Here is a 26647-nt window from a genome sequence, read left to right as displayed (position 1 = left end):
ATATGCGCAGCGTGCTGGATCGCGCACAAGACCTCAGGCGTCGCCTCATCGTCACCGCACCGCCCACACTGGTCGTTGCTACCGTTTCCATGTTACACAGCCTGCATTTTCCGGGCTGGCAATGGGTGGTGGCCATCCTGTCACTACCTGTCGTCACATGGGGCGCGTGGCCCTTCCACCGCTCAGCCATTCAGGGTCTGCGCCACGGCACCACAACAATGGACACACTGGTGTCCCTGGGCGTGACCGCTTCAACTGTGTGGAGCCTGTGGGCACTGCTGTGGGGCGGCGAATCCGCGATGCTCTATTTCGAGGGCGCCTGCGTGATCGTCCTGTTCCTGCTGATCGGGCGCTATGCGGAGGCGCGCACCAGGCATCGGGCCGGCGACGCGCTGCGCTCACTGCTCTCAATGGGCACCACAACAGCGCACCGCATTCTGCCTGACGGGACGCGCGAGGACGTCGACAGCACCGACCTGCAGGTCGGAGACATTTTCGAGGTTCGTCCCGGCGAATCCATCGCAACCGATGGACGCATCATCTCAGGCGAATCCGCCATTGACACGTCGATGCTGACCGGTGAGTCCGTTCCGCGCGATGTTGCTCCCGGTGACGATGTCGCAGGTGCCACGATCAACACGTGGGGCGCTCTGGAAGTGGAAGCCCGCCGAGTTGGATCCGACACCGCGTTGGCCAAAATCGGTCGCATGGTCAGCGAAGCTCAGGCCACGAAGGCACCGATCCAGCGCCTGGCCGACACGATCAGTTCGGTTTTCGTGCCGGTCGTGCTTGCGATTTCCGCGGCAACACTGATCGGCTGGCTCATCTTTTCCGGTGACGTTCAGGCCGCGGCCACCGCCGCCGTTGCCGTGCTCGTGGTGGCTTGCCCGTGTGCGCTGGGACTGGCCACGCCCACCGCCCTGCTGGTCGGCTCAGGGCGCGCCTCCCAGCTGGGCATCGTGATCCGCTCAGCTGAAATCCTCGAAGAAACCCGCAAGATTGACACGATTGTGCTGGACAAGACCGGCACGGTCACAACCGGCAACCTGGCCGTCGAACACGTCGAGTCAAGCGATCCCGACGTCACGCTCGCCCTCGCAGCCGGTATCGAGTCGCGCTCTGAGCACCCGATGGCGCGCTCAATCGTGCGCGCCGCGCAGTTCCGCTCGCTCACGCCCGTCGTGACTCGCCGCTTCGTCAACCATTCCGGCATGGGTGTATCTGCCCTGATTGATGGAGGTTTGGCCCTGGTGGGCAGGCCCGAGTGGTTCACGGAGCTGGGTATCAGTATTCCCGAGGACATCGTGCGCACTGCCCGATCCCGTTGCGCAACGCCCATCGTGGTGGCCAGCGTTCCAGGGTGGGATGAGTCGCCCTCGACAATCCACGCCGACGAAAGCGACGCTGAGAGCCCGGTCCGTGTTGACATGGCGGTGGGCGGAATGACGTGCGCGTCGTGTGTGAATCGTGTGGAACGCAAGCTGGGCAAACTTGATGGAGTCGAGGCACACGTGAACCTGGCGACCGAAAGCGCGTCGATTCTGCTCACCCGCGACCACGGAGACGATGAGTTGGTGCACGTTGTGGAAGCTGCCGGGTACCAGGCGCGTGTGCGCTCGCGCGCCAGTGAGACTGCCGTGCCGTCTGCGCCGAGTATTGGCCGCCAGCTGAACGCACCACTGACCGGGGCGCAGGTGCATGGTGTGATCGTATTGCGTGACCAGGTGAAGGACTCGTCAGCTGAGGCAATCGGCCTGTTCCGCAACTTGGATATTGAGCCGATCCTGCTGACCGGCGACAATCAGGGTGCTGCTGACGTGGTAGCCGACCAGGTCGGCATTTCCCACGTGATCGCTGATGTGTTGCCGGATGACAAGCGCGATGTCGTGAAGGGCCTGCAGGATGAGGGACGCGTTGTGGCGATGGTGGGTGATGGCGTCAACGACGCTGCGGCGCTCGCTCAGGCGGGACATCGCGGGCTGGGTATGGCGATGGGATCCGGAACAGATGTGGCGATCCAGGTTGCTGACATCACGTTGGTGTCCTCGGATCTGCGCGCAGCCGCCACCGCAATCGACCTGTCACGGCGGACACTGCGCGTCATCCGGCAGAACCTGGTGTGGGCGTTCGGCTATAACGTGGCTGCCATTCCGCTGGCTGTCGCAGGACTGCTCAACCCGATGATCGCAGCCGGCGCGATGGCGTTGTCATCGGTGTGCGTGGTGACTAATTCTCTTCGTCTGCGTCGGATTCGCGCCCTGGGGTCTCGTCAGCCCGATGCGGATACGGGTCACCCAGCTTAAACGCGCGGCTCTCGGAGCGCCTCAAAGGCGAACGCGTCAGCACGCGTGGCCCGCGTTCGGTCAGCGCCACCAGCGTATCGATCAGCTGCTGTGGTTTGTTGAGTTCACCGAGGGTGCGATCTCCACCCAAGTGGACGAATGCGCACGGCAGTTCCACCATGGTGAACCCCTGCATCAGCAGGTCGATGGTCATGGCGGGTTCCAGCCCGTACCCGTTGGCGAAAGGCATGATGGCTGTCAGCGCTTCGCGCGTGATGCAGCGATTTTCGGACATGGGCGATTCAGGTGCCCACCCTGTTGCGCGCCGGATGGCTCGTCGCGCTATCCGTGCGGCGGGCAGGCGGCGACTGGATTTCTCACTGGCGCAGGCACAGTCCGCCATCCCGGTCATCACTGCTTCGACCAGCACGGCGGCTTCGACGGCTGATTCGCCCAGGTCGGATGAGAGGAAGAGCAGGAGGCGCGGTGGCCAGTCGGCGCGGTCACGCATCGCTGCGACTTTCACGCCTGTCTCCATCGCGGATGCGCGTCCACGCGGCACTGAGTGTCGAACAACGACGGCACCTGCCATTCGCGCGTGCGCGCCTGTTTCGTCAGTGGAGCCGTCATCGACGACTATGAGCAAATCGACTGCGGGAATGGCGCGGCAGGATCGGACTGTGGAGGCAATGTCATGAGCATCGTCGTGCGCCCAGATGATCGCGGCAACGCGTTGGGGTCCCGAATCGTTCACGCCCACAACTTTACTCCGACTTTGCCTCTCCTTGTACCTCTACCGGATGGTGACTTGTCGAGAAACAAGCCCCTGTTTGGCTCGACGCTCGTCATGTGTCAGAGCTTCGGTCGCATTGAGCGCGTCCTCAAGCTTGCTGATGAAGTTCTGCGCAGGCTTGGACACGTCATCAGAGCTGACTCCTTCTGCCAGTTCGAACACGGGGATGGCCAGCCCGCAGGCGCGGAAGGCTCCGACAAAGCGGGAACCCTCCCCCACGTGGGCATCTCCGGCCACCTGCATACGTGCCAGCGCGGTAAAGAGCTTGTTTTCGTCCTCGTCGGTCACGTAGCGCACGAAGTTGCGGTTCATTTCGCACCAATACATGCCGGGCGCTCCCGGGACTTCCTGCGTGGGGATCAGTTCGTTGCGTGTCTGCTCCATCGTGGAGCGGATGTCCTCGGACATTTCTTCGGTCGGGTCGAACCAGAATGAGAAATCGTCGCACAGTTCCATCGGCTCGGCGCTTTCCAGCAGTTCCTGCAGCCTGGGTGCGGGGTCACGCACGTCAAAGGCAACGATGCCTTCGTCTTTTGCGTCGAGGGCGGCTTGCAACGCGCCACCCACATCGTGAGACAGGTCGCCGGAATGGAATCGCGTTTGCATGCCCACCATGATTCGCCCGTCGCCGCGCACCATGGCACCCTGCCCGTCTGGCAGCAGTGAGACTATGTCGAATTCGACGCCGTCCTTCGTGCGGGCACTCATGCGCGCACACGGAATGATTTCCCTCATGGCGACCAGGTCGCTTTCGCATGGAAGCCCGTCAAAGGGTCGTTCCACGAAGCGGATCGGCGGACGGTACGTGCTGCGTCCGGGTTGTACTTTTTTACGACGGCTTGCTTTACCCATACGCACAACAATACTGGCTAACAGTGTGCGAGCGCATGCGCCATTGCATCGTGTTCCGCTCTGGTCACCGTGAGTTTCCACTTGGCTTTCACCGCGATCTGCCGCGTCACGTATTCGCAGCGGAAACTGCGGTCAGGTGGCAGCCACTGATCAGCTGAAGCAGCCATCTTGTCCTGGTTGGCCTGTCCGTCAACTGCCAGGAGATTGTCCGGGTCGTTGGCGAAGGCCTGCCTGCGGGCTGTGTCCCATTGCCAGGCTCCCGATCTCCATGCGTCGGCAAGCGCCACGACGTGATCGATCTGCACCAGTGTCGACGTGTCCTGACCTCGCTGAAATTCGATGACCTTGCCCGTGTAGGGTTCTGCCAGTGTTCCGCTGAGCACCACACAGTCGCGAGTATTCGGCTTGAACGTTGGCCGCGCGAGGTCACGGGCCAGAATGTCGTTACGAGTGTCGCACCCGTTATGGTCCTCATCGGCCCACTTCTGACCAAACTGGTCCCGGTTGTAGTCAGGGGCGCCCTCGTCACTGCGTACGATCAGTGTGCGCAGCTGGTCACCGGCGGGACCGGCGGGAGCTTCGACTCGTGGGGCGGGTATGAACAGCCACAACACCCACGCCAGCAGCACAATGACTGCCAGCGCGATGATGAAATCGCCGATGCTGAATCGCCTGTGCACTCACCTATTATCGACACGGCGTCGGCATCTGCCCGACTTATCCACAGGGCTAGCGCCGCGCCAGTTTTTCGCGAATCCAGTAGATCCCCATGATGATCAGCATCAAGCCGAGCATCGAGATCAACTGCGGGCGCGCAGAAGGGCTCAGAGCCATCAGCACACCCATCACCGCCAGGCCAGCCAGAGCCAGATACCCCGTCCACGGCCAGCCGGGCATGCGGATCGGCAGATCATGATTTTCGCGCAGAACCGGGCGCAGACGAATCTGCGAAATGATGATGAAGACCCACGCAATGAGCAGCACCATGCCGATCGCGTTGATCAGGATCCCCAGAATCGCCTCCGGCAGCCACCAGTTCAGACCAACCGACACCAGGGCGAGGATGACTGACAGGCTGACGGCTCGGCGCGGGGTTCGCCCTCGTGCAATATCACCGACTGCAGTTTCTTCCGCCATGACGGCCTCAAGATCACGCTTTGAATCGCCGGTGACGACATGGGCGAGGGCGTCCGGCGAATCCGATGCAGTTGCCGACCCGCCCAGCAGCCACGGTGAGCCCATGCCGCGAGCGCACAGCGAGTAGGCCATACGCGACGACGAGTAGACGTTGGCTGAGAAAGCGCTGACGAGGGCCACGAACACGATGATTTCCATGATGCGGCCGACAGCTGGGATCCCCGCCATGTTCAGCACCGTTGCGAACGGGTTGAGCACCATGTCAGGCGAGTTCCACGGCAGCAGGCAGATCAGCAAAATCACTGATCCGACGTAGAACACCAGGATGCGCCACAGAACCGAGCGAATCGCCTTGCTCATGGCGCGCTGCGGGTCTTCCGCTTCGGCGGCCGCAATCGTCACGATTTCAATGCCGCCGAACGATGTGATGATGGCGAGCAGACCGGTCGCGATACCCGCCATGCCCAACGGTGCGAACCCACCGTTGCCAAGGACGGTTTCCATCACCGGGGCGGTCTTGCCGGGAATGAAGCCGATCAGCAAACCGACGCCGATCAGCAGGAACATGATGATGGCTGCGACTTTGATTCCGGCCAGCCACGCTTCGACCTCACCGAAGTCACCGGCTGCCATCAGGTTGACTCCGCCGAGCACCACCACAATGACGAGGGCGACGACCCACTGCGGGACCGCAGGGAACCACTGCACGAAGATCTGTGCGGCACCTGTGATTTCCATGCCGAGCACCATGATCAGCATGAACCAGTACATCCATCCGACCGTGAACCCGGCCCACCGTCCGATGCCGGCTTCGGCATATGTAGAGAACGATCCGGTCGACGGCAGCGCGGCTGACAGTTCCGCCAGCGAGTACATCACAGTGATCGCGATGAGCGCTGCAATCAGGTACGACACAAGAACGGCCGGTCCGGCCGATGCGATGGCCTGCCCGGTCCCCAGAAAGAACCCAGCACCGATCGCTGAGCCAAGAGCAATCATTGACAGGTGGCGCGTTTTGAACCGGCGCGGTTTTCTGGTTTCAGTCATAGTCATGATTCTCACACTTTCCGTTCGTGCGCTGTCATGCGCGCTCAAGTGGTGAGATCAGCGACGGGTCGTTATTCTTCACCGACCCGACTTCCCGGCCCACGCGGCGCGGCAACAGGTGTGGCTCGGGAACAGCGTCAATCAGTGAGCGCACCTCATCCGGACGGTCTAGGTGCGGGTCGAGCCATGCTCCCCACAATTCCTTGGGCACGATCAGCGGCGTGCGGTCATGAATATTTCCGAGGGCGTCCGGCGCGCTGCGTGTCAGGATCGCACATGTCCAGCTGTCGCAGATGCCTGCAAAGGCCATGAGGGGGTCGCCCTCGTCGGCGGACAAAAACCAGGGCTGCTTGCCTTGCCACTCGTAGTATCCGTTCGCGGGAACGAGGCAGCGGTGGTGCCGGACGGGGCCGCGGAAGGACGGCTTTTCCGTGACTGTTTCGGCGCGCGCGTTGATCATGGGGCGAAAACCGGGTTTGGCCCAACTTGGCACAAGCCCCCATGTCGCATCGGTCATCACGCGGACAAGGCGGTCGGCGTAGTGTTCCATGATGACGCGGATTGGCTGAGTGGGCGCGATGTTGTAGGACGCGATGGTACGCCCCAGCAGCTGGTCGAGTTCGAAGAGATCCTGCATATCGTCGTCGTTACCGAACAGAACGAACCGTCCGCACATTATTGCTCCTTATCGAGTTCTTCACGGATCTGGTTGAGCGCGTCGGTCGCTGCCTGAGCTGCAGCTTCAGCGGTCACAGCGGCGGTTTCCACGCGGTTGCGGCCCCACAGGTGTGCAAGCGACCATTCCGAGTTGCGCGGCAGCTGCCAGGAGCGCTGGAAAGCAAGGAATGTGAATGCTGACCCGACTATGATTGCGGTCGCCATTCCGATGGTGTCGAGGTGCCAGTTCCAGAAGGCCACCATGATCGCGGAGGACACCAGTGCAGGCGTGGCGTACAGGTTGTTTCCTCCGAACACCATCGGCGTGTTTCCCGCTGCGATGTCCCGGATCATGCCGCCGCCGATTGCGGTGGTCATCCCGAGGATCAGTGCCGGCATGATGCCGAACCCTGCTTCGAGTGTTTTCGCGGCTCCGGTTGCTGCCCAGCAGCCCAGTACCGTCCCGTCAGCAAAGGCGAGGGCGATCTGCCAGCGCCGTGAATCAAATGTGAACATGTAGGCGATGATGGCTCCGACCAGCGCCGCTGCCAGGTAGAACGGGTCGGTGAGTGCTGCCGGTGGGCCCACCTGCAGCATGACGTCACGCAGAATACCGCCGGCCAGTGCAGACATCACGGCGAGGACGCCGAACCCGACGATGTCGAACCTTTTCATGCGTGCCAGGCGGCCACCCAGTACGCCGTTGAGCACCACGCCGATCAGGTCGATGGCGCGAAAAATGTCGGGAAGCGCATCGTTGAGCGAATGGAGCACAGAAGTCACATTGTAGATTTTAGAGTGCTGTTGTACCGAACAACCAGCCCAGAGCGTATGTCACGGCGGCTGCTCCGAATCCGATTGCCAGCTGTCTGAATGCGCGAGGCATGGGGTCCTGACCAGAAAGCACACCCACCATTCCGCCGGTCAGCAGCAGCGAAATTCCCACCAGCACGGCGGCAATAACGACGGCGAGCAGGCCATCGGCCGCGAAAATATACGGAATGAGCGGGATGAACGCGCCAGCGGCAAAGAAGATGAAAGAGCTGATTGCCGCGCGCCACGGGGTCCCCACTTCTTCACCGGCACCGCCAGAGTCGTTGCCACTGAGCGCTGTGCGCACGGCGATCGGTCCGGATTGGCCTGATGGATGGGCGGCGAGTTGCTGGAAGACGCGGCGCGCGTGTTCGGCTGCATCTTCAGGCGTTTCGCCGCGAGCGCGGAACACCAGCGCCAGTTCGTTCGCATCCACGTCGAGGGCGGGCACTGACTGGTGGGCCTGCGAGTCGGGCCGGGATGCGTCGAGCAGTTCACGCTGACTGGACACGCTGACCCATTCCCCTGCTGCCATTGACAGGGCACCGGCGAGCAGGCCGGAGATGCCGGTGACGAGGACAATCCTGGAGCTCACACCGGTTGCCGCAATGCCCAGGATCAACGCCAGATTGGACACGAGGCCGTCGTTGGCACCGAACACTGCCGCGCGGAACGTGCCGGCCAGAGACTGGCGCGATCGTGCGGTCAGGCCTCGGATCACTTCGCCGTGTATGTGTTCGTCGGCTGCCATCTGCGCGGTCGCGTCGTCGTCCCGGTCGTACGCCGTGCGTTGTTCGGATCGTTGAGCCATCGCGAGAACGAAGATTGTTCCGAACATGCGTGCGAGAAATGCGCGTGCCCGGGCGCGAAACGAAGGCCTGGGTTCAGGGTAGGCATGAGGGCCAAGCAGGTCGAGCCAGTGTTTTTCGTGACGTTCTTCCGCGTCTGCCAGTGCGTTCAGCACCTGGCTGTCGCCGTCTTTTCGGCGAGCGGCGAGATGGCGGTAGGTCGCCTGTTCCATGCGCTCTTCAGCCAGGTACCTGCGCCACCGGCGTATCTGTTCGCGGGTCGGGGTGTGTTCAGACGTCACGGTGACTACAGTGGCACTCCCACCGGCGCGTTGTCCACGAGCGTCGTCGAAAGAGGACGTTCGGGCGTCCGGAATTATTCTTCTTCCACCTCAACGTCGACATATTCGTAGGTGCTGGTCGGTGTGCCGAAAAGGCGTTCCTTCACAGCATCGGCAACTTTGTCGGTCACACGTTCGCCGCCGGTGCGCACCGCTTCGGATACCCGCTGGCCGGCATTGTCGAGGGGACGCGACACGAAAGGCTGTTCACGAAGCTTGTGCGCTGCGGCTTTGATCTTCTCGTAGCGTTCACGTCCGGCTCGTGTTCCGAGGACGTACCCCACTCCCAGTCCGAGGGCGAGTCCAATTTTCATTCCCATTGACGGTCTCCTCTCGCGTCGACACCCAGTGTATTTTCCTTAGGGCGAATTGTCTCACGCTTTTGCCACAGAACTGACAAAAATAGCTAGGTTGGAAGGTATGAGTGAGGTCTTGATTGAAACACCCCGCGGGCTCAGCCTGTCGGGTTCGTTCGTCAACCCTGTGGACAGCACTGACTGTGCCGTGCTGTTTTCTCACTCGTTCCTGTCCGATCGTCACTCCGGCGGGCACTTCGATCGCCTCGCCGGGCACTACCGCACGGCGGGGTATGCGACGCTGGCATTTGACTATTCGGGACATGGGCTGTCTGACGATGACATCATCACTCTTGACTCTCACGCGGAGGATCTGCGTGCCGCATCAGGCTGGCTGGCTGACCAGGGTTTCCATCGCCAGCTGATCCACGCGCACTCCTACGGCGCCACCGTCGCCATGAACGCTGCTCCACCTGCAGCGACAACTATGGTGCTGTCCGGGGCGGTACTGGGTCCCGTGTCGTATGACTGGCAGGCTATTTTTTCTTCCGAGCAGCTTGATGAGCTGGAGCGTCACGGCGTTACAACCATCCCTGACGATTCACCCGGCCCTCGCCAGAACTTCACGATTTCCAGGCAGACTCTGGTGGATCTGTCGCTGGTCGACACGAAAGCGACAGTGGCTCACCTGACTATGCCGGTTCTGATCATTCACGATGCCGACGATGAGGAGATCGGCCTGGTGGAAATGACTGAGGAAGTCATGCCGGAGCTGCCGCTGGGAAGTTCCGTCCAGGTCATTCACGGCTCGCATTTCGGCGCAGGTGAAGACGCTCAAACGCTTGTGGATCTGTCGCTTGAGTGGTCACGCACGCACGTTCCGATTCGTCGATAGTCGGCAGGCCTATGCGCGCTGAGGTCGGCGGTGTCCGCGGTATCGAGTCTTGCCGTGGGTGACGCTGTAGCGGTAGCCCAGTGGAGATGTCCACTCGTATATTCCCGGTCGGTGCTGAGTCAGGTGCCAGCGTAAATGCGTCTTGTCGCGGTGCACGGTACGTGAGAGCGGACCGAGATTGCCCAGGTGGGTCTGTCCCTTTCGCCCGTGCGGGTCATACGGAACGGTATGGTCAAGGTCGCATGCCGAAGAGCGCATCGTGGAGTACGGGAAGACTTCGACGGGCTCGCGAATATGCATCGCATGGCGGATCAATGGCGGTGGGTCATGTCGGTCGACCGCACGGTTGCTGTTGAGGTCAAGGACGGGACGCACTGTGACGTGGCAGTGAGCCAGCAGGTCGGAAAGAGCCTGCGCCGGGATCGTGCCGCACCTGTCACCGTGTACCAGTCGCGGCGACGCAGCGTTGATATGCAGGTGAAGCGTGGCAGGCGGGCGGGTGCGATCAAGCGCCTTACCAGTGGCGCCTCCCAGGCGCGCAAGCGCATAGGCGGGCGTCGCCAGAATTCCCAGGGCGCGGGACTTGCGCTCGTCCAGAGATTCGTCGGGATGTTCGCTCACGAGCGTGCGCGCCAAAGCGTTGACCGTTCCTTCCAGAAGCTGCGCGTCGGTCACGCTCAAGGTGGCATCGAGATACACCAGATCCGTCGAGCTCTCACGGTCGAAGGCGACTCGGCGGTGCGACTTCTTCAAGTCGAAGCATCGTTCGATGCGTTCGGTGTCAACCTCGGCAATCAGCTCGTTGATGTGCCGGATGGTGCGCTCTTTGCTCCACGTGCCGATGTTACCGATTCGGCGATCAACTTCCCTGCACACGTCCAGCGACAAACTGGTGGTGCGCATCGTGATAGCGCGCGCCTTCCACACGGGCACGTCCAGATCCAGTATGCGCTGCCACAGGCGCGGCATGCGGAAACGCATGTCAAGCAGGTCTGAAATAAGGTTCAGCGCCACGTGCGGGGAGCATCCCAGAGCCGCCGCCACTTCCAGGTGAGCGAACTCGGCAATCAGGGGTGTACCCGCGCCACTGCGAATGACACGCTCTTCATCTGCAGGAGCTGCGCGGCTGACAGCCAGGACAGTGTCGACGACAAGACGGGCACGATCAGCTTCGGCCTGTTTCCAGCGCGTGTCCGCCTCACGCAGGGCATCGATGCGAGCTATGGCATCGTCCTGCGCGAGCTGCGGAACACGTGTTTTGTCGAACATGTGTTCTATTGTGGCAGCACCCACCGGCATCTGCGTTCCACACACAGCCAACAACCATCCTGATTTAAGTGATGTGTGTCACACTATCGACCGGCGTCACGACCCCACCACTACCAGTTACCAGCTACCAGCGATCGACCACGCGAATATCGCGCTCCTCCAGTGCTTCCAGCCATTGTGAGTCAACGACGAGCCGCGCCTCCCACTGCCGCTTGGCATCATCAACACCGGGATGCACAAACACTTCACTGACCCCGACAGGCACAGCATCCAGCATTGCAATATAACTGTCCCGTAGCTGCTCGTAGCTGGCGACGTCTTGATACGGCGTCGTATTGGTGAGCATCACGTCCGGCAGAGCCACCCCCATCGCATCAGCCGCCTCAACGGCTTGAGCATGCAGAGAACGCATCGACGAGTCACCCTCGGCAAAAAACTGTGTGGGGAAGGTGCGCGGCATGCGGAAAGCCAACGAAAAGTGGGTGCAGAATTCGAGTGCGGCGGGGAGCGCCTCGGGCGTATACAGTGCGCCGCAATGCGAATCGAGCCGGATGACGTCCATCCCGCAGTCAGTCAAGCGCGAATGCTGTTCGCGCAGCTCATCGGCGATCTCACCTCCGGTTGCTTCGTGATGCAGGCCGACGCTGCCCAGTCCGGCGTCTCGCAGCATGTTCAGCTGCGCGGGCAGGTCGTCAGAATTGGCGAGGGCGGTCACGGCACTGACACGGCCACTGGCGACAAGGTCGCACACGATGCGCGAGGACGCGGGGTTCATGCCGAAGTCATCAGCGGTAATGACGATGCGACGCTCGGCACTCATGCTTCGTCGGCTTCCGGAAGGCGAATGAAGCGCGAAATCAGCGTGCCGATCAGCATGAATACCAGCGGATAGATGGCCATGTAGACGCGCCACGCCATCGCCGGGTCAGGGCCGGGCACCGCGCCGGAACGATATCCGAAGAACCAGCCCAGCGACAGCAACGCAATGGAGGTCGGGATCGCATTGAGACGGCCGAACACGCCGAATGCCGACAGGAAGATCCCTTCGCGATGGATGCCAGTCTTGCGGGCATCCTCGTCAAGAACGCGGGCGAAGATCAGGTCGTTGGTGGCGAGCATACCGGACCAGCCGAACGCCACGCAGATTCCGCACAGGATGCCGGTGATGAGGTTGTGGGCAAAGAACAGTGGCACAAAGGTCAGTGCGCATACCGGCAGGGCCAGGCGCCATGTCCACGCCGCGCCGCGTCTGCGCACGATCGAGGTCCAGATGGCGAGCGACCCCAGCGACGTGAAGATGACGACACCTTGCATGATGGTGGCTTCCAGCGCGCCGCCACCCAGCGCGTAGTCCACGTAGAACTGCAGACCACCCATGAGCATCGCCATCGACGCGCCGTACAGTGCTGAGACCACGCCGATCGTCCAGAAGTAGCGGTTGGTGACGATGTCTCGGATCGATCGCAGGAACGTCGGGCGTTTTTCTTCGACGTCGCCGTGGCGTTCGTGGATCCCCAGCGCCATGAAGATGATGACTGCAGCGGCGATAACACCGTAGATGACGGCGAGGCGCTCGTATCCCACGGTCGGATCAGCACACGCTGCATCCCTGACGTCACATCCCAGGATGTTGCGGGCCAGCAGTGGGGTAAGGCCGAGGGAGAAGATCATGGCGACCAACTGGAATCCCTGTCGCAGCGAATTGGCGAGGGCGCGTCGCTTTTCCTGCGGGAACAGTTCCGGCAGCAGCGACCCGTAGGCCGCGTTGATCATGGAATCGGCCGCTTCGGACAAGATGGCGAACGTGGCGAACCAGGCGACCAGCGATGTTGTCTTCGCCGCGACGACGGCGTCAGGCACCCAGAACAGTGCGATCATGCCGATCAGCAGCACCAGTGCGCCGACGATGAGGTAGGGACGGCGCCTGCCCCAACGGGAGCGCGTGCGGTCGGAGAAATAGCCGAAGATCGGGTTATCGATGGCGTCAATAATCCCGTAGACCGTGTAGACGGCGGCGTAGATGGCAGCATCCATACCGAGGACCGACACGTAGAAATACAGCATCGACCCTTTGATGACATTGATCGGAATCGATGTGCCAAACATGCCGATGGCGAAACGCCACGGCGGCGTCTGTCGACGCTCAGGTGAGATGGCGGTCACAGCAGCATCGTAGCACGCCTCATTATGCATACATTTTACGTTTGAGGATGATTCATGATCCATTCCCTCTTCAAATACATCAATAATGATGGATAATAGAGAGGAACACATCACAATTCGAGCCAAAGGAGCCTCATGTTCGATGAAAGTTCACGCACCCGCCGCCAGGTGTCACGCGTACTGCGCGACTGGCTCACCCCGGGTGTCACGATCGAACGAGCAGATCTGACCCTTACCGCATGGGAAGTGCCCGACGAACCCGTCCCCTTCGACGAGGCAGTCACACAGGAATACTCCGACATCAGCCTGCCCTACGCATGGTCGCACCCCTGGGGCACGACATGGTTCCACGTCAGCGGGCGCGTACCGCAGGAATGGGACCCTGCATCCGACCAGCGCCGCCACGAAATCATCGTTGACCTGGGATTTTCCGACGCCGGCCCCGGTTTCCAGGCAGAAGGCGCAGCATATCGGCCAGACGGCACGATGATTAAGGCGCTCGAACCACTCAACCGTTACATTCCGATCGAGGCAGCGCCCGGTGAAGAATTCGAGCTCTACATCGAAGCGGCCGCCAACCCGAATGTCATCGAAGGTGACTGGGTGACACCACCGACGATGGGCTCGAAAGAAACAGCCGGCACAGAGTCGATCTACACAATGACTACGTGCGAACTGCGCGCCATCGACACCACGGTTGAAGCACTCCAGGCTGACCTGACCGTGCTGAACGACCTCGTGACCGTCGTCGACTCACCCAGGCGCGAACAGATCATCCGCGGACTTGACCGCGCGTTGGACGCCCTCGACTATGACGATCTTTCGGGCAGCGCACACGAGGCGAGGCAGATGCTCAGCGATGTTTTGAGCGCTCCGGCCTCCGCGTCAGCGACCACCGCATACGCGATCGGACATGCGCATATCGATTCGGCATGGCTGTGGCCGCTGCGAGAGACGCGACGCAAAGTAGCGCGCACGTGGTCGAATGTCCTGCACCTGATGGACGTCGACCCCGACGTCATGTTCGCCGCCTCCTCAGCCCAGCAGTATCAGTGGCTGCGTGACGAGCACCCTGACGTGTTCGAGCGCCTGCGTCAGCGCGTTGCCGAAGGCAGGTGGGTAGTCGTCGGAGGCCAGTGGATCGAATCCGACCCGTACATGATCGGCGGGGAGGCAATGGTTCGACAGTTCCTGGAAGGCCAGCGATTCTTCCAGCGCGAATTCGGCGTCATGCCCGAACACGTGTGGCTGCCGGACTCCTTCGGATACTCGGCAGCACTGCCGACCATCGCACGGCACATGGGTATGAAATGGATGCTCACGCAGAAGCTGTCGTGGAATGAGACGAACACGTTCCCGCATCACACACTGTGGTGGGAAGGAATCGACGGGTCGCGTATCTTCACGCACTTTCCACCCGTTGACACCTACAACTCGACGCTCAGCCCGACCGACCTGCATCACGCTGAAAGCACATTCCGCGACAGCGGCGGAGCATCCAGGACGCTGGTGCCGTTCGGCTACGGTGACGGTGGCGGCGGCCCGACCAGGGAAATGCTGGCCAACGCGCACAGGCAAAAAGACCTGGAAGGCTCCCCGCGCGTGCGCATCGCCTCACCGACCGACTTTTTTGCCGACGCGCAGACCGAATATCCCGATGCGCCGACGTGGGTGGGCGAACTGTACCTGGAGAACCATCGCGGCGTGCTCACCTCGCAGGCGCGCACCAAGCGTGGGAACCGACGCTGCGAGCATCTGCTGCGCGAGGCCGAATACTGGTGGACGCAGGCAGCGGTGCGCACCGGTGCCGACTACCCCTACGATGAGCTGCACGAGATCTGGCAGGAAGTCCTCCTGCTGCAATTCCATGACATCCTGCCCGGATCCTCAATCGCGTGGGTCCACCGCGAAGCTGAAGAAACCTTCGAGCGCCTCATGGAGCGCCTCAACACCCTGATCAATGACGCGCTCAGCATTGTTGCCGGCAACGGTGAGACCCCGCTCACCGCGAACGCCTCGTCCGCCGAGCAGCGTGGCGTGGGTGCCGGAGTGATCGCACATGTCAGCGCGCAGGCTCCCTCGTCCATCACCATTGACGAGGGCGACGACGGCTGGCAGATCTCGAACGGCGTGCTGAACGTACATGTCACGCGGGACGGTTTGATTGACTCGTTGGTGGATGCGCGCCGTAATCGTGAGGTTGTGCCGGCAGGACAGGTGCTCGGCAGACTCAACGCGTACCGCGACATTCCGGTGGACTGGGATGCGTGGAATATCGACGGTGATTACCGTCGCCACCCGAACCCGATTGACTCGGTGGACGCTCTGGATGTGCGTGAAGAAGACGGTGCTGCCGTCGTGACGTGTGAGCGGTCCTGGGGCACGTCGACGTTCGTTCAGACGATGCGCATCGCGCCCGATTCTGCGACGGTTGATTTCACGACTGAAGTCGAGTGGCATGAGCGCCGGCGGATGCTCAAACTGGAGTTGCCGGTGGACGTGTTGACCACAACCGCCCAATCCGAAATTCAGTGCGGACATATCACGCGCCCCATTCACGAGAACACGTCGTGGGAGCACGCGCGCTTTGAAACTGTGGGACTGCGGTGGGTGCGCGTGGCAGAAGATGATTTCGGCGTGGCCGTGGCCAACGACCGCACCTATGGGCACTCGTTCGTACGCATGCGCAGCGACGAGGGCAGGCCGTTCGTACAGATCGGTGAGTCACTGCTGCGCGCGCCGATGGCTCCGGATCCGGATGCCGATCAGGGCCACCACGTCCTGCGCACCTCCCTGACCGTCGGAGCTGAGATTGACGATGCGATCGCGCAAGGACAGCGCATGAACCTGCCGGTGCGCGAAGTGCGAGGCGACCATGACGTGCCGGCACTGGTGACACTGGACAGCGGGCATGCCCTGATTGAGGCAGTCAAGCTGGCTGATGACGAATCCGGTGACGTGATCGTTCGCTTCCATGAAACAAGAGGCGGGCGCACCACGGCGCGATTCAGTGTCGATATTCCCCACCTCGCGTCAATTCACCTGGTGGATGGACTGGAGCGCGAGTGCGAGGACGAGGCTGACCTTCGCGCCGATGAAAGCGGCTTCGACGTTGATCTCAAGCCATTCGAACTGGTGACAGTTCGTATGCATCGCAACTAACTAGGAGTAGAAAATGAGAAAGAAGTATGCGGCAACCGCAATCCTGTGCAGTGCAGCGCTGTTGGGGATGGCTGCATGTTCCGGTGGAAGTCAATCTGGACAAAGTGGTTCAGCTGGAAATGGCGATCCCAACACACTGACCATCGCGTATCAGAAGACTGCTGCCTTCCACCAGCTTGAAAACATGCTGGAAAAAGCGAAGACCGAATTTGAAGCGTCCCATGAGGGCATTACTGTCAACATGCAGCCTATTGAGGCTGATCAAGATCAGTACTTCACCAAGCTCGCGTTGATGAACGGCTCGCCTTCGACCGCACCTGATGTCATCTATGAGGACACATTCCAGGTCATGCCGGACGCTGAAGCGGGGTACCTGTACCCGATGGATGAGTTCCTCGATCAGTGGGAGGACTGGGATCAGTTCGACAAATCCGCGCAACAGGCCGGTGTCGCAACCGACGGAAAGACGTATGGAGTCTCCTTGGGAACAGATACACGCGCACTCTACTTCCACAAGGACGTCTTCAAAGAAGCCGGATTACCCGAGGACTGGCAGCCGAAGAACTGGAATGAGATTCTTGACGCGGCTAGGACGATTAAACAAAAAACTGACGCCATTCCGCTGGCGATTTACGGCGGCAAAGCTGCTGGTGAAGCATCAACCATGCAGGGCTTTGAAATGCTGCTGTACGGCACAGATGACACGCTGTATGACGAAGAGTCCCAAAAATGGATCACCGGGTCGAAAGGATTCCGCGATGCTCTGGGATTCTATAAGACAGTGACTGACGAAGAACTCGGATTGCCACTCGATATTGCGTTAGAATCTTCCGTTGGAGACAAGACATCGCATGAGCTCCTACCCGCAGGCAAGGTTGGTATCGTCATGGACGGTTCGTGGGTACCGGGAAGCTGGATCGAAGGCGAACAAGAGTGGGACGAGTGGGCCGATAAGATCGGCTTTGCGAAGATGCCGACTCAGAATGGTCAGAAACCAGGATTCACGTCCATGTCGGGTGGATGGCTCTTGTCCATCGGCGCGTCGACCGCCAACCCGCAGGCAGCGTTCGACTTCATTTCCATCGCCACAAATATGGAAAACTCCAAGCTCTATGACACCACCGAGTCTCAAATTGCCGTGCGCCGGGATGTTCAGGAAGACCCAGAGTATTTGAACTACAACGAGTCTTTCGAGTTCTTCTCCGGTCTGGTGCAGTACACGCATTTCAGGCCGGCAACACCGGACTACTCCCAGATTTCTTCGAATATCCAAGTGGCAACCGAGTCGATGGTCACCGGCGAAGCCACTCCGGAGCAAGCTGCTGAGCAGTACGACCAAACATTGATCGGCATCGTCGGAGAAGAAAACACACAGGCAGCTCAATGAGTACTGGTCATTTAGAACGTGAGACTGTCCGGGCAGGCGCATCGTTGGGACAAACCCGATCGACTGCCCGGCGTCTCGCCGAGTTCGGCGCGCTGGCACCGGCACTGCTGCTGATGGCAGTTTTTCTGGCCGGACCAATCGCCTATTCACTGTACGGATCCCTGACAAACCAAGCCATGACGGGAATTCGCGCGGCTGAGCCACAGTTCGTGGGACTGGATAACTACAAGGCTCTTCTGGGCGCGCCTGAATTCTGGAAGTCAGTGCTGCTGACAGTCGTATTCGTCCTTGCCTCCGCAGTTATCGGCCAGAACGTCCTGGGCATGTCGCTTGCACTGCTGATGCGACGCGTCCCCAGATGGGTGGCGACATGTGTGGGCACCATTGTCATTATCGCGTGGGTTCTGCCTGAAATTGTCGCCGCGTTTGCCTTGTACGCATTCTTCCAGAAAGACGGAATGCTCAACTCCTTCCTGGAGATGATCGGCCTCCATGGCCCCTCGTGGCTCATTGGCTTCCCGATGCTGTCGGTCATCATCGCCAACATCTGGCGCGGAACAGCTTTTTCCATGATGGTGTATGCGGCAGCTCTTTCGAACGTGCCAGCTGATGTGCAGGAAGCCGCCATGATCGACGGGGCAGGCGGATGGCAGAGACTGATCCACGTGACAATACCGATTATCAAGGGATCGATTTCAACCAACCTTCTGCTCACCACGTTGCAGACTCTAGGTGTCTTCACACTGATCTGGGTCATGACAGGTGGCGGGCCCGGGACCCAGTCATCAACTCTTCCTGTTCTGGCGTTCCAGCGCGCATTCAAGTTCTCCCAGGTCGGATACGGCACCGCAATCGCCACCGTGACCCTGATCCTCGGTGCCCTGTTTGCGCTGGTCTACATCAAGGTCCTCAAACCGGAGGTGGACTGACATGGCGCCCTCTGTTGCACAACCGAAACAATCCTCAACAAAACTGTGGGCGTCGGTCGCCCTGCTGGTCGTCAGCATCGCGTTCCTGGTGCCTCTGGCCTGGCTGCTGGTGTCCGCAGTGCATCCATCTCCAGGAGTGTCACTCTCCATCCCGTCGTCAGTGACAATGGAGCATTTTTCTGAAGTAGCCGACTGGGATCTCACGTTCCGTCCGCTGCTCAATTCCATGATCCTGTCACTGGGCACGGCACTGCTGACCGTGGCCGCCGGAGCGCTTGCCGCATACCCGCTGTCACGCTACAAGTCGCGATTCAAGCGCTCCCTCATGTACACCATCCTGTTCGGCACCTGCCTGCCGATCACCGCAATGATGGTGCCGGTGTATTCACTGTTCGTCCGGATGGATCTGCTGGATTCTCACGGTGCCATCATCTTGTTCATGGCGGCAACGTCACTGCCGATGGCCGTGTGGATGCTAAAGAACTTCATGGACGCTGTGCCTGTGTCACTGGAGGAGGCAGCCTGGGTTGACGGATCATCTGCGATGGGCACGTTGTGGCGAATCGTTCTGCCGCTCATGCGTCCCGGACTGGTCGTTGTGTTCATCTTCGTGTTCACCATGACATGGGGGAACTTCTTCGTTCCCTTCGTGCTGATATTCGATTCAGCCAAGCAGCCCGCAGCCGTCGCAATCTTCAACTTTTTCGGAGCATACGGCACCGTTGCCTACGGGAAACTTGCAGCATTCTCACTGATGTATGCAGCCCCCGTGCTGGCACTGTATGCCATCTCCCAGAAAGTCTCGGGCGGCTCATTCGCAATGGCTGGAGCAGTCAAAGGCTAATCGACATAGACTGGGCCGGTGCCCCGACGACCACGTAAACATTCAGCGTTCAAGCCGTTCACACCTGAACAGCTTGCGCAGCGCGTCGCCGCCATTCCGGTGATCACATACCCGGATTTGCCGGTAAGCGACAGGCGCGACGAGATCGCCGCTGCGATTCGGGATCACCAGGTTGTCGTGGTGGCCGGGGAAACCGGCTCAGGCAAGACGACCCAGCTCCCGAAGATCTGTCTGCAGCTGGGGCGCGGTGTGACCGGCATGATCGGACACACTCAGCCCCGACGCCTCGCCGCACACACTGTTGCTGAACGTATCGCCCACGAACTGGGGCAGAAAGTGGGGCGCGAAGCCGGCCAGGTTGTGGGCTACCAGGTTCGTTTCACTGACGAGGTCGGCCCGACGACGCTGGTGAAACTCATGACGGACGGCATTTTGCTGGCTGAGATCCAGTCGGATCCACTGCTGCGCCGTTACGACACTCTGATTATCGACGAAGCTCATGAGCGTTCCCTCAACATCGATTTCATCCTGGGGTACCTCTCCCGCCTGCTTCCTGCGCGCCCTGATCTGAAGGTCATCATCACCTCCGCCACGATCGATTCGCAGCGCTTTGCCCGTCACTTCGGCACACCGGAGGACCCCGCACCTGTCATCGAGGTGACCGGACGTACCTACCCGGTCGACATACGCTACGAACCGCTTTTTGACGACGAGGGTGACCACATCGACCAGGATGAAGGTATCTGCCGCGCTGTCGACGAGCTGCGTACGGAAGGCCCCGGCGACATTTTGGTGTTCCTGCCCGGTGAGCGCGACATTCGTGACACGCAGCAGGCGCTGGCTGACCATCTAGGAAGCATTTCTGACATTGACATCCTGCCGCTGTATGCGCGGCTCACATCGGCCGAACAGCACCGAATCTTTGAACGTCATTCGCGTCGCAGAATTGTCCTGGCCACGAACGTTGCCGAAACGTCACTGACTGTGCCGGGGATCCGATACGTCATCGACCCGGGTCTGGCGCGCATTTCCCGCTACTCGAACCGCACGAAGGTGCAGCGCCTGCCCATCGAACCGATCTCGCAGGCTTCAGCGAACCAGCGGGCAGGACGCTGTGGTCGCGTCGCCAACGGCGTGGCGATCAGGCTGTATTCCGAGGATGACTTCGACGCGCGCCCCGAGTACACCGAGCCGGAGATTCTGCGTACCTCACTTGCCAGCGTCATCTTGCAGATGGTGTCACTGGGGTTGGGTGACGTGCAGCGCTTCCCGTTCATCGACCCTCCCGCGCAGCGTGCCGTTCGGGATGGCCTGCAGCTTCTGGTGGAAATCGGGGCACTGACCGCTGACCACGGGCTGACGGCGATCGGCCGCTCCCTGGCGCATTTGCCGATCGATCCGCGGCTGGGCCGCATTCTCATTGAAGGTGACCGTAACGGATGCGGCTCCGATGTCCTTGTCATCGTGGCGGCCCTGTCGATCCAGGATGTCCGCGAGCGCCCTCTGGACTTTCAGCAGGCTGCCGACCAGGCGCATGCGCGCTTCGTGGATCCGCATTCAGATTTCATCACCTACCTGAACATCTGGCGCTACCTCAACGTGCAGTCACGTGACCTGTCCGGCTCCGCTTTCCGCCGCATGTGCCGCGCAGAGTTTCTGCACTATCTGCGTTTTCGTGAATGGCGTGACGTGGTCGGGCAGTTGCGGGACATGGCGCGCCCCCTCGGCCTGGATACTCACCGCATCGGCATTCCCAGCCCGAAAGAAGTGGCGTTTGCTGCCAACAGTGGCGGAATCGCAAACGCCGCTGCGCGCGCAGCCGTTGCCTACACGCGTTCAACGTCCTCACCTGATGCTGACGAAATCCACCGCTCGCTTCTGGTTGGCTTACTGTCAAACCTGGGCAACTGGGATCCGGCGAAGAAGGAGTATGCGGGCACTCGCGGCACACGATTCACCATCTGGCCCGGCTCCGGCCTGACCCGCAGCCACCCCGAATGGGTGATGACGGCGGAGCTGGTCGAAACTTCGCGCCTGTTCGCCCGCACGGTGGCGCGCATCAAACCCGAGTGGATCGAGCCTCTGGCCGGCCCTCTGCTCACCCGCGTCTATTCCGAACCATACTGGTCATCAGGCAAGGGCGCTGCGATGATCCACCAGAAAACCATGCTGTACGGGTTGACGCTGGAAGCTGACCGTACGGTCCTGCTCGGCAGGCTCGACATCACGATGGACGAGGGTGGCCCACGCCGTTCCCGAGTAGCGCGTCCGGGAACACTGGCTGGTATTGCGCAGGGTCTGCGCGGCCATGAGGGGCCAAGCGTGTTCGCTGACGCACTGTCGGACGCCCTGGGAGAAACGACCGTTGAGGAGGACTCCCCCGTCAGCGTGGAAGAGGTTGAGCCGCTGACTGCACGCCAGTTGGCGCGCGAAATGTTTATCCGCCATGCGCTGGTGCGTGGCGAATGGCGTGAGCACCACCGTTTCATGGCACAGAATCGTGACCTGCTGGAGCAGGCTCATGAGGTGGAGCAGCGTTCACGCACGAGCGGACTCGTTGCAGGCGAAGACTCCCTCGTCAATTTCTTTGACGACCTGCTGCCTGAGGGCATCATCTCTGCCCGCCACTTTGACCGGTGGTGGGCCAAAAAGCGCCGCTCGAAGCCTGACCTGCTGACGTACCCGCCACAGCTGCTGTTGCCGCGCGGCTCGGGAACGGATGCCGACGCATTTCCTGACACGTGGAACGAGGGCGACCTGGAGTTTCCCCTGTCCTACGAGTTTCACCCCGGTGCCGCCCGTGACGGCGTGACGGCGACGATTCGTGTAGAAGAGCTTCCGCGCGTGACGGGACGCGGCATGGACTGGCTGGTGCCTGGGTTGCTGGACGAACTGGTGATTGAGACGATCCGTGCGCTGCCTAAAGCGAAACGGCGTCTGCTGGCTCCGGCTCCGGAAGTGGGAGTGGATGTGGCTCAATGGATTCGTTCACGCATCGGCGGGGACGATGAAGTCGTGAGCGTTGAAGTGGACGAGCCTGAGGATCCTCGTTCCCTGAACGCCGCGATGGATCGCCTGGCCGAGTGGGGGGCGACCAGCGGATCAGTCAGGCGCAACAGGACGGCATCTGCGCAGTTGCAGCCAGAGCCAGACCATGCCCCGGTCGTGAAGCGCTCGGCCGGCATTGATCCCGATCCCGCCAGGCGTCCGCCTTTTGAGGAGGTGTTCGCTGATGCGGTGCGTCAGATTCGTGGCGTTGACCTGGGTGCAAAGGATCTGGCTCATGCGCGTGAGAATGTTCCCTCCCATGTTGTGATGACGCTGCGAGTAGTGGATCAGGATGGTCGTGAGCTGGGTTCGGGTCCGTCATTGACGTACCTGCAGCGCACGTTGGCACGCACAGCCGACGATGCCGTGCGCACCGCTGTTCGCGGGGCTGTGGCCGAAGCGTTTGCACGGGCGGCTGCACCCTCGCCTGCGCTGACACCGGAACCTGTCACGGAGTTTCCCGACGATGTGCCCTGGTCGGTGGAGCCAGATGCGACGCAGGTGGCATTGCGCGGTTTCCCGGCGCTTGTTTCTGACAAAGATGAGGTGCGTCTGCAGATCGTGGCGAATCCCGATGAGGCGAACCGTCTGCACCGCGTGGGGGTGGCGAGGCTATTGGTGCGCGAAGTTCAGCTGGCGACTGCGCGGGTAACGACCCGGTGGAGTGGCCGGCAGGCAATGATGCTGGCTGCCTCCCCGTATGAGTCGACGCAGGCGCTGGTTTCTGACGCGCAGTGGGCCTCCGCGTTGAGCCTGGTGGACCAGCTTTCCGGTGATGACGGGCCGGCAGCGATCCGCAGCCGCACCCGTTTCGACAGCCTGGTTGCGCAGGCCCGCGACCGGCATGAAGACCGTGTTTACGAGATCCTTCAGCATGTGATCCGCACGCTTGAGGCTTCCAGCGAGGTGGCGGACAGTGTGCGTACTCATCAGCACGCGTCACTGAATGAAGTTCGCCAGGAGGTGCGTGATACGACTGAGGCGCTGGTCTTCCCCGGTTTCATTTCAGCCACACCGTTTGAGGTTCTGCCTCACCTGGCCAGGTATGTGCGTGCCGGTGCCGTGCGCCTTGACCGTGCGGCGCGAGGGCGACCCATGCTCGATCAGGACGCGCAGAATGCGCACGTGATCGGTGATGTTGAAGACGCCATTGAGCAGGCGCAACACGCATTGGATGAGCATCCGTTCAATGCGAAGCGGGCGCGCACGATCAGCGAGGCGCGCTGGTTGCTCGAAGAGCTGCGCGTCTCACTGTTCGCTCAGCAGCTGGGCACTCCGCGGAAAGTTTCAGCCAAGAGGATCTACTCCCTGCTCAGGCACTGACTGGCCATACGTGCGCCAGGCGCACTGATCCGCGTGACTGCTCGACCGACACTGTGATGCTGGCCAGTTCGACCGGATCGAACGAAATGATGCGCTGGTAGCCCACTGAGTTCGCGCCGCCTAGATCGACGATGGAGCCATCTGGCCGGGTTCCACGCACCGAGACTCGATCGATGCGCTGGCCTTCAGCGATGGCTTCACGGATAATGACGGCGCTAACAGTCGTGGACCGGTCGAAGCTGATGGTCAGCGTGGGCGCTGAGTCTCCCTCGTCCGGCTGCCAGTACGGGGCGGTCAGCAGGGCGGGAATGAGGGGGTCGTACGAGTCATCGAACGGGGTGCCCGCCTGGGCGGTGAGCGTGTCAGGCACGGTTGACGTGGACGCGTCCACGGTGACGGTGCTGATGCGGCGCGCGTAGAAGTCGCGCACCAAATCTCCCAGCCCCTTCAACGAATCGATGTCGGGTTGGGCCAGGACGCCCTTGCGGGTGGGTGGCACGTTGAGCAGCAGCGAGCAGTTCCCGCCGACGCTGCCGCGCCAGATGGCGAACAGTTCATCAGGGGTGCGCACGTGCTCATCTTCGGCGGCGTGGTGGAACCATCCGGTTCGGATCGACGTGTCCACTTCGGCCGGGTACCACACGAGCGGCCCGTCGTAATTGGCGAGGGCGGCTCGCGATCCGAGGTCCTCGTCGGTGGATTTCACTTCGCGTGAGAATGTGCCGTCATCTGCTTTTTGAGAGTGTTCCTGTGTGCGTTCGGCGGACTGGAGTTCTGCTGGAAGGACGCTCCATTCTGCCGGCCTGGCAACGCCGGCCTCGTTCCCGCACCAGCGCACATCGGGTCCGCAGATGTTGATGACTGCTTCGGGCTGCAGGGCGCGGATCAGGGTGAAATATCGTTCCCAGTCGTAGTACTGGACCTTGCCGTTCTCTCCTTCACCGTTGGCGCCGTCGAACCAGACGGAGAAGATCGGGCCGTAGTTGGTGAGCAGCTCGGTGAGCTGGTTGATGAAGAAGTCGTCGTAGGCGACGCCTTGCCCGTAGGTGGCTTCGGTGCGATCCCACGGGGACAGGTAGACGCCGAATTTGAGGCCGAAGCGGCGGGCTGATTCGCTGGCTTGTGCGACGATGTCACCCTGGTAGGGGCTGGAGGCGACGCTGTGGTCAGTGTAGGCGCTGGGCCATAGGCAGAAACCGTCGTGGTGTTTGCAGGTGAGGATCACGCCTGTCATTCCGGCGTCCTTGAGGGCGCGCATCCACTGATCGGTGTCAACGTTGCCGGGGGTGAAGAGTGCAGGATCTTCGTGCCCCTCGCCCCATTCGCGGTCTGTCATCGTGTTCATGCCGAAGTGGATGAAGGCGTACATTTCCATCTCCTGCCAGCGGAGCTGACGGAATGATGGTCGAACATTGGACAGATAATTCAGTGCGTCACCCGCATGCATGATGGAAAGTCCTTTTCTTTGTATCTGACAGCAGCGATTAAATGTTACATAACACTCACTAACTTGTGATAGTTTGGCACCCTTTCTGATGTAGATTGTTATGAGGTTCTTTTCCGGCCAGCTGACAGTAAATGTCAATGACCCGGAGACTTGGATTCTGACGAATTGAGGATGCCGATGTTGTCACGCTATTTGGCGGAGCACCCTCACATCCTTTCTTTCAACTCAAAGAGGATCAACTATGTCAACGACAAATAGGCGAAAGCGCAGGTCAGCCGAGCTTCAGCGCAATCGAAGCATCTTCGGTATTGCGTGCGCACTCCCGACGGCCATCCTGTTCACTGTCTTCATCGTCGTTCCGACGATCAACATTTTCAGAATGTCACTCTACAAATGGAGCGGTTTTTCTGGTGTTCCCGAATTCGTTGGGCTGAACAACTTCAAGATTTTGTTGGGTGACATGAATTTCGTCCACTCGCTACAAAACACCCTTCTACTACTTGTTGTCGTGACATGTATCACGATGCCCGTTGCCGTGATCTTTGCTGCAATGCTGATTCAAACGAAGATTCTCGGAGCAAATCTGCTCCGCTTCGTGATGTATATTCCGTCGATTCTATCGGCAGTTGTCATCGCAGCAATGTTCTCCGTCATTTACGACCAGGCTGATACTGGCCTAGTAAACGGTACCTTGCACATCCTGCGTCTTGACTGGCTTAAGCAAGTCTGGCTCGGCGACCACAAGATCGTCATTTTCTCAATCGCATTCGCAATGGTATGGCAGTCCTTTGGCTACTACATGGTGATGTATATGGCGTCCATGACTGGCATCGATAAGAGCCTGTACGAGGCAGCATCATTGGACGGAGCCGGCCAGATCCGCACCCTGGTGAGCGTGACGGTGCCACTGATCTGGAGCAACATCCGAACGACATTGATTTTCTTCATCCTAGGGTCGGTCAATCTGAGTTTCGTCCTTGTTAAGGCAATGACTGACGGCGGTCCAGATAACGCATCCCAAGTCATTCTGGGATACATGTACGACCAGGCCTATACAAACTCCTCATACGGTTACGGCATGGCGATCGGAGTAGTGATCTTCCTGTTTAGCTTCATCTTGTCATTGATCGTCAGCCGCGCGACCAAACGCGAACCAATTGAGCTGTGAGGGAAG

General features: G+C 60.6%; 20 protein-coding genes. 8 read left to right on the top strand and 12 right to left on the bottom strand.

The annotated features are described in order from the left end of the window. The first annotated feature begins 2 nt into the window (after positions 1 to 2). On the top strand, positions 3 to 2303 hold the full coding sequence (locus AC1EJZ_RS01125; RefSeq protein ID WP_480293801.1) for a heavy metal translocating P-type ATPase: 2301 nt from the start codon (positions 3 to 5) through the stop codon (positions 2301 to 2303). On the opposite strand, the gene AC1EJZ_RS01120 is transcribed toward AC1EJZ_RS01125, so the two are convergent. From AC1EJZ_RS01120 to AC1EJZ_RS01085, 8 genes are all read right to left on the bottom strand, one after another. Then, positions 2227 to 3036, bottom strand: a complete 810-nt coding sequence (locus AC1EJZ_RS01120; protein WP_257525587.1) for a glycosyltransferase family 2 protein — start codon at positions 3034 to 3036, stop codon at positions 2227 to 2229. The genes AC1EJZ_RS01125 and AC1EJZ_RS01120 overlap by 77 nt on opposite strands. Positions 3037 to 3075: 39 nt before the next feature. Beyond that, a complete protein-coding gene (locus tag AC1EJZ_RS01115; RefSeq protein WP_480293800.1) occupies positions 3076 to 3927 on the bottom strand; it encodes a DUF5926 family protein in 852 nt (283 codons plus the stop codon). Positions 3928 to 3944: 17 nt separating this feature from the next. After that, positions 3945 to 4550: an HNH endonuclease family protein gene (locus AC1EJZ_RS01110; protein ID WP_480293943.1), complete on the bottom strand. Its 606-nt coding sequence runs from the start codon at positions 4548 to 4550 to the stop codon at positions 3945 to 3947. A 106-nt stretch (positions 4551 to 4656) separates the two neighbouring features. Continuing rightward, complete coding sequence (locus AC1EJZ_RS01105) at positions 4657 to 6111, bottom strand: amino acid permease (RefSeq protein ID WP_480293799.1); 1455 nt, start codon at positions 6109 to 6111, stop codon at positions 4657 to 4659. 34 nt (positions 6112 to 6145) lie between these two features. Then, a complete protein-coding gene (locus AC1EJZ_RS01100; RefSeq protein WP_480293798.1) occupies positions 6146 to 6787 on the bottom strand; it encodes an SOS response-associated peptidase in 642 nt (213 codons plus the stop codon). After that, on the bottom strand, positions 6787 to 7542 hold the full coding sequence (locus AC1EJZ_RS01095; protein ID WP_070725480.1) for a trimeric intracellular cation channel family protein: 756 nt from the start codon (positions 7540 to 7542) through the stop codon (positions 6787 to 6789). The genes AC1EJZ_RS01100 and AC1EJZ_RS01095 overlap by 1 nt, the downstream gene beginning before the upstream one ends. Before the next feature lie 19 nt (positions 7543 to 7561). Then, positions 7562 to 8602 (bottom strand): VIT1/CCC1 transporter family protein, encoded by a 1041-nt coding sequence (locus AC1EJZ_RS01090; RefSeq protein WP_480293942.1) that lies wholly within the window; start codon positions 8600 to 8602, stop codon positions 7562 to 7564. A 143-nt stretch (positions 8603 to 8745) separates the two neighbouring features. Next, positions 8746 to 9030, bottom strand: a complete 285-nt coding sequence (locus AC1EJZ_RS01085; RefSeq protein WP_058237509.1) for a YtxH domain-containing protein — start codon at positions 9028 to 9030, stop codon at positions 8746 to 8748. Positions 9031 to 9130: 100 nt separating this feature from the next. On the opposite strand from AC1EJZ_RS01085, the gene AC1EJZ_RS01080 reads away from it, so the two are divergent. Further along, on the top strand, positions 9131 to 9901 hold the full coding sequence (locus AC1EJZ_RS01080; RefSeq protein WP_285015929.1) for an alpha/beta hydrolase: 771 nt from the start codon (positions 9131 to 9133) through the stop codon (positions 9899 to 9901). Positions 9902 to 9910: 9 nt separating this feature from the next. On the opposite strand, the gene AC1EJZ_RS01075 is transcribed toward AC1EJZ_RS01080, so the two are convergent. From AC1EJZ_RS01075 to AC1EJZ_RS01065, 3 genes are all read right to left on the bottom strand, one after another. Beyond that, entirely contained in the window at positions 9911 to 11170 is a 1260-nt protein-coding gene (locus AC1EJZ_RS01075) for a hypothetical protein (RefSeq protein ID WP_480293797.1), read from the bottom strand. A 124-nt stretch (positions 11171 to 11294) separates the two neighbouring features. Beyond that, positions 11295 to 11990, bottom strand: a complete 696-nt coding sequence (locus tag AC1EJZ_RS01070; protein WP_480293796.1) for a ChbG/HpnK family deacetylase — start codon at positions 11988 to 11990, stop codon at positions 11295 to 11297. Further along, positions 11987 to 13333, bottom strand: coding sequence for an MFS transporter (locus AC1EJZ_RS01065; RefSeq protein ID WP_480293795.1), 1347 nt, complete (start codon positions 13331 to 13333; stop codon positions 11987 to 11989). The genes AC1EJZ_RS01070 and AC1EJZ_RS01065 overlap by 4 nt, the downstream gene beginning before the upstream one ends. Before the next feature lie 135 nt (positions 13334 to 13468). On the opposite strand from AC1EJZ_RS01065, the gene AC1EJZ_RS01060 reads away from it, so the two are divergent. The 5 genes from AC1EJZ_RS01060 to hrpA are packed head-to-tail and all read left to right on the top strand — an operon-like array spanning position 13469 to position 24026. After that, positions 13469 to 16495, top strand: coding sequence for an alpha-mannosidase (locus AC1EJZ_RS01060; RefSeq protein ID WP_070725472.1), 3027 nt, complete (start codon positions 13469 to 13471; stop codon positions 16493 to 16495). Positions 16496 to 16508: 13 nt separating this feature from the next. Then, complete coding sequence (locus AC1EJZ_RS01055; RefSeq protein WP_070725470.1) at positions 16509 to 17882, top strand: extracellular solute-binding protein; 1374 nt, start codon at positions 16509 to 16511, stop codon at positions 17880 to 17882. Next, complete coding sequence (locus AC1EJZ_RS01050; RefSeq protein ID WP_070725468.1) at positions 17879 to 18811, top strand: carbohydrate ABC transporter permease; 933 nt, start codon at positions 17879 to 17881, stop codon at positions 18809 to 18811. Before AC1EJZ_RS01055 ends, AC1EJZ_RS01050 begins: the two co-directional genes overlap by 4 nt. A gap of 1 nt (position 18812) precedes the next feature. Further along, entirely contained in the window at positions 18813 to 19655 is an 843-nt protein-coding gene (locus tag AC1EJZ_RS01045; protein WP_070725466.1) for a carbohydrate ABC transporter permease, read from the top strand. Between the two features lie 18 nt (positions 19656 to 19673). Continuing rightward, positions 19674 to 24026, top strand: a complete 4353-nt coding sequence (gene hrpA / locus AC1EJZ_RS01040; RefSeq protein WP_083314352.1) for an ATP-dependent RNA helicase HrpA — start codon at positions 19674 to 19676, stop codon at positions 24024 to 24026. Here hrpA and AC1EJZ_RS01035 read toward each other — a convergent pair. Further along, complete coding sequence (locus tag AC1EJZ_RS01035) at positions 24016 to 25473, bottom strand: alpha-L-fucosidase (protein WP_070725463.1); 1458 nt, start codon at positions 25471 to 25473, stop codon at positions 24016 to 24018. The genes hrpA and AC1EJZ_RS01035 overlap by 11 nt on opposite strands. 241 nt (positions 25474 to 25714) lie before the next feature. Here AC1EJZ_RS01035 and AC1EJZ_RS01030 point away from each other — a divergent pair, with 241 nt between their 5' ends. Then, entirely contained in the window at positions 25715 to 26641 is a 927-nt protein-coding gene (locus tag AC1EJZ_RS01030) for a carbohydrate ABC transporter permease (RefSeq protein WP_083314351.1), read from the top strand. The last annotated feature ends 6 nt before the right edge of the window (positions 26642 to 26647 follow it).

It is taken from the genome of Pauljensenia sp. C0170B5 (genome assembly GCF_056590195.1).
This window is presented reverse-complemented; position numbering and strand designations above follow the sequence as displayed.

Excerpts from the sequence above, each read along its gene's own strand:
- AC1EJZ_RS01125 (WP_480293801.1), top strand. The coding sequence starts at position 3 with ATGCGCAGCGTGCTGGATCGCGCACAAGACCTCAGGCGTCGCCTCATC.
- AC1EJZ_RS01115 (WP_480293800.1), bottom strand. The coding sequence starts at position 3,927 with ATGGGTAAAGCAAGCCGTCGTAAAAAAGTACAACCCGGACGCAGCACG.
- AC1EJZ_RS01105 (WP_480293799.1), bottom strand. The coding sequence starts at position 6,111 with ATGACTGAAACCAGAAAACCGCGCCGGTTCAAAACGCGCCACCTGTCA.
- AC1EJZ_RS01100 (WP_480293798.1), bottom strand. The coding sequence starts at position 6,787 with ATGTGCGGACGGTTCGTTCTGTTCGGTAACGACGACGATATGCAGGAT.
- AC1EJZ_RS01090 (WP_480293942.1), bottom strand. The coding sequence starts at position 8,602 with ATGGAACAGGCGACCTACCGCCATCTCGCCGCTCGCCGAAAAGACGGC.
- AC1EJZ_RS01085 (WP_058237509.1), bottom strand. The coding sequence starts at position 9,030 with ATGGGAATGAAAATTGGACTCGCCCTCGGACTGGGAGTGGGGTACGTC.
- AC1EJZ_RS01080 (WP_285015929.1), top strand. The coding sequence starts at position 9,131 with ATGAGTGAGGTCTTGATTGAAACACCCCGCGGGCTCAGCCTGTCGGGT.
- AC1EJZ_RS01075 (WP_480293797.1), bottom strand. The coding sequence starts at position 11,170 with ATGTTCGACAAAACACGTGTTCCGCAGCTCGCGCAGGACGATGCCATA.
- AC1EJZ_RS01070 (WP_480293796.1), bottom strand. The coding sequence starts at position 11,990 with ATGAGTGCCGAGCGTCGCATCGTCATTACCGCTGATGACTTCGGCATG.
- AC1EJZ_RS01060 (WP_070725472.1), top strand. The coding sequence starts at position 13,469 with ATGTTCGATGAAAGTTCACGCACCCGCCGCCAGGTGTCACGCGTACTG.
- AC1EJZ_RS01055 (WP_070725470.1), top strand. The coding sequence starts at position 16,509 with ATGAGAAAGAAGTATGCGGCAACCGCAATCCTGTGCAGTGCAGCGCTG.
- AC1EJZ_RS01050 (WP_070725468.1), top strand. The coding sequence starts at position 17,879 with ATGAGTACTGGTCATTTAGAACGTGAGACTGTCCGGGCAGGCGCATCG.
- AC1EJZ_RS01045 (WP_070725466.1), top strand. The coding sequence starts at position 18,813 with ATGGCGCCCTCTGTTGCACAACCGAAACAATCCTCAACAAAACTGTGG.
- AC1EJZ_RS01035 (WP_070725463.1), bottom strand. The coding sequence starts at position 25,473 with ATGCATGCGGGTGACGCACTGAATTATCTGTCCAATGTTCGACCATCA.
- AC1EJZ_RS01030 (WP_083314351.1), top strand. The coding sequence starts at position 25,715 with ATGTCAACGACAAATAGGCGAAAGCGCAGGTCAGCCGAGCTTCAGCGC.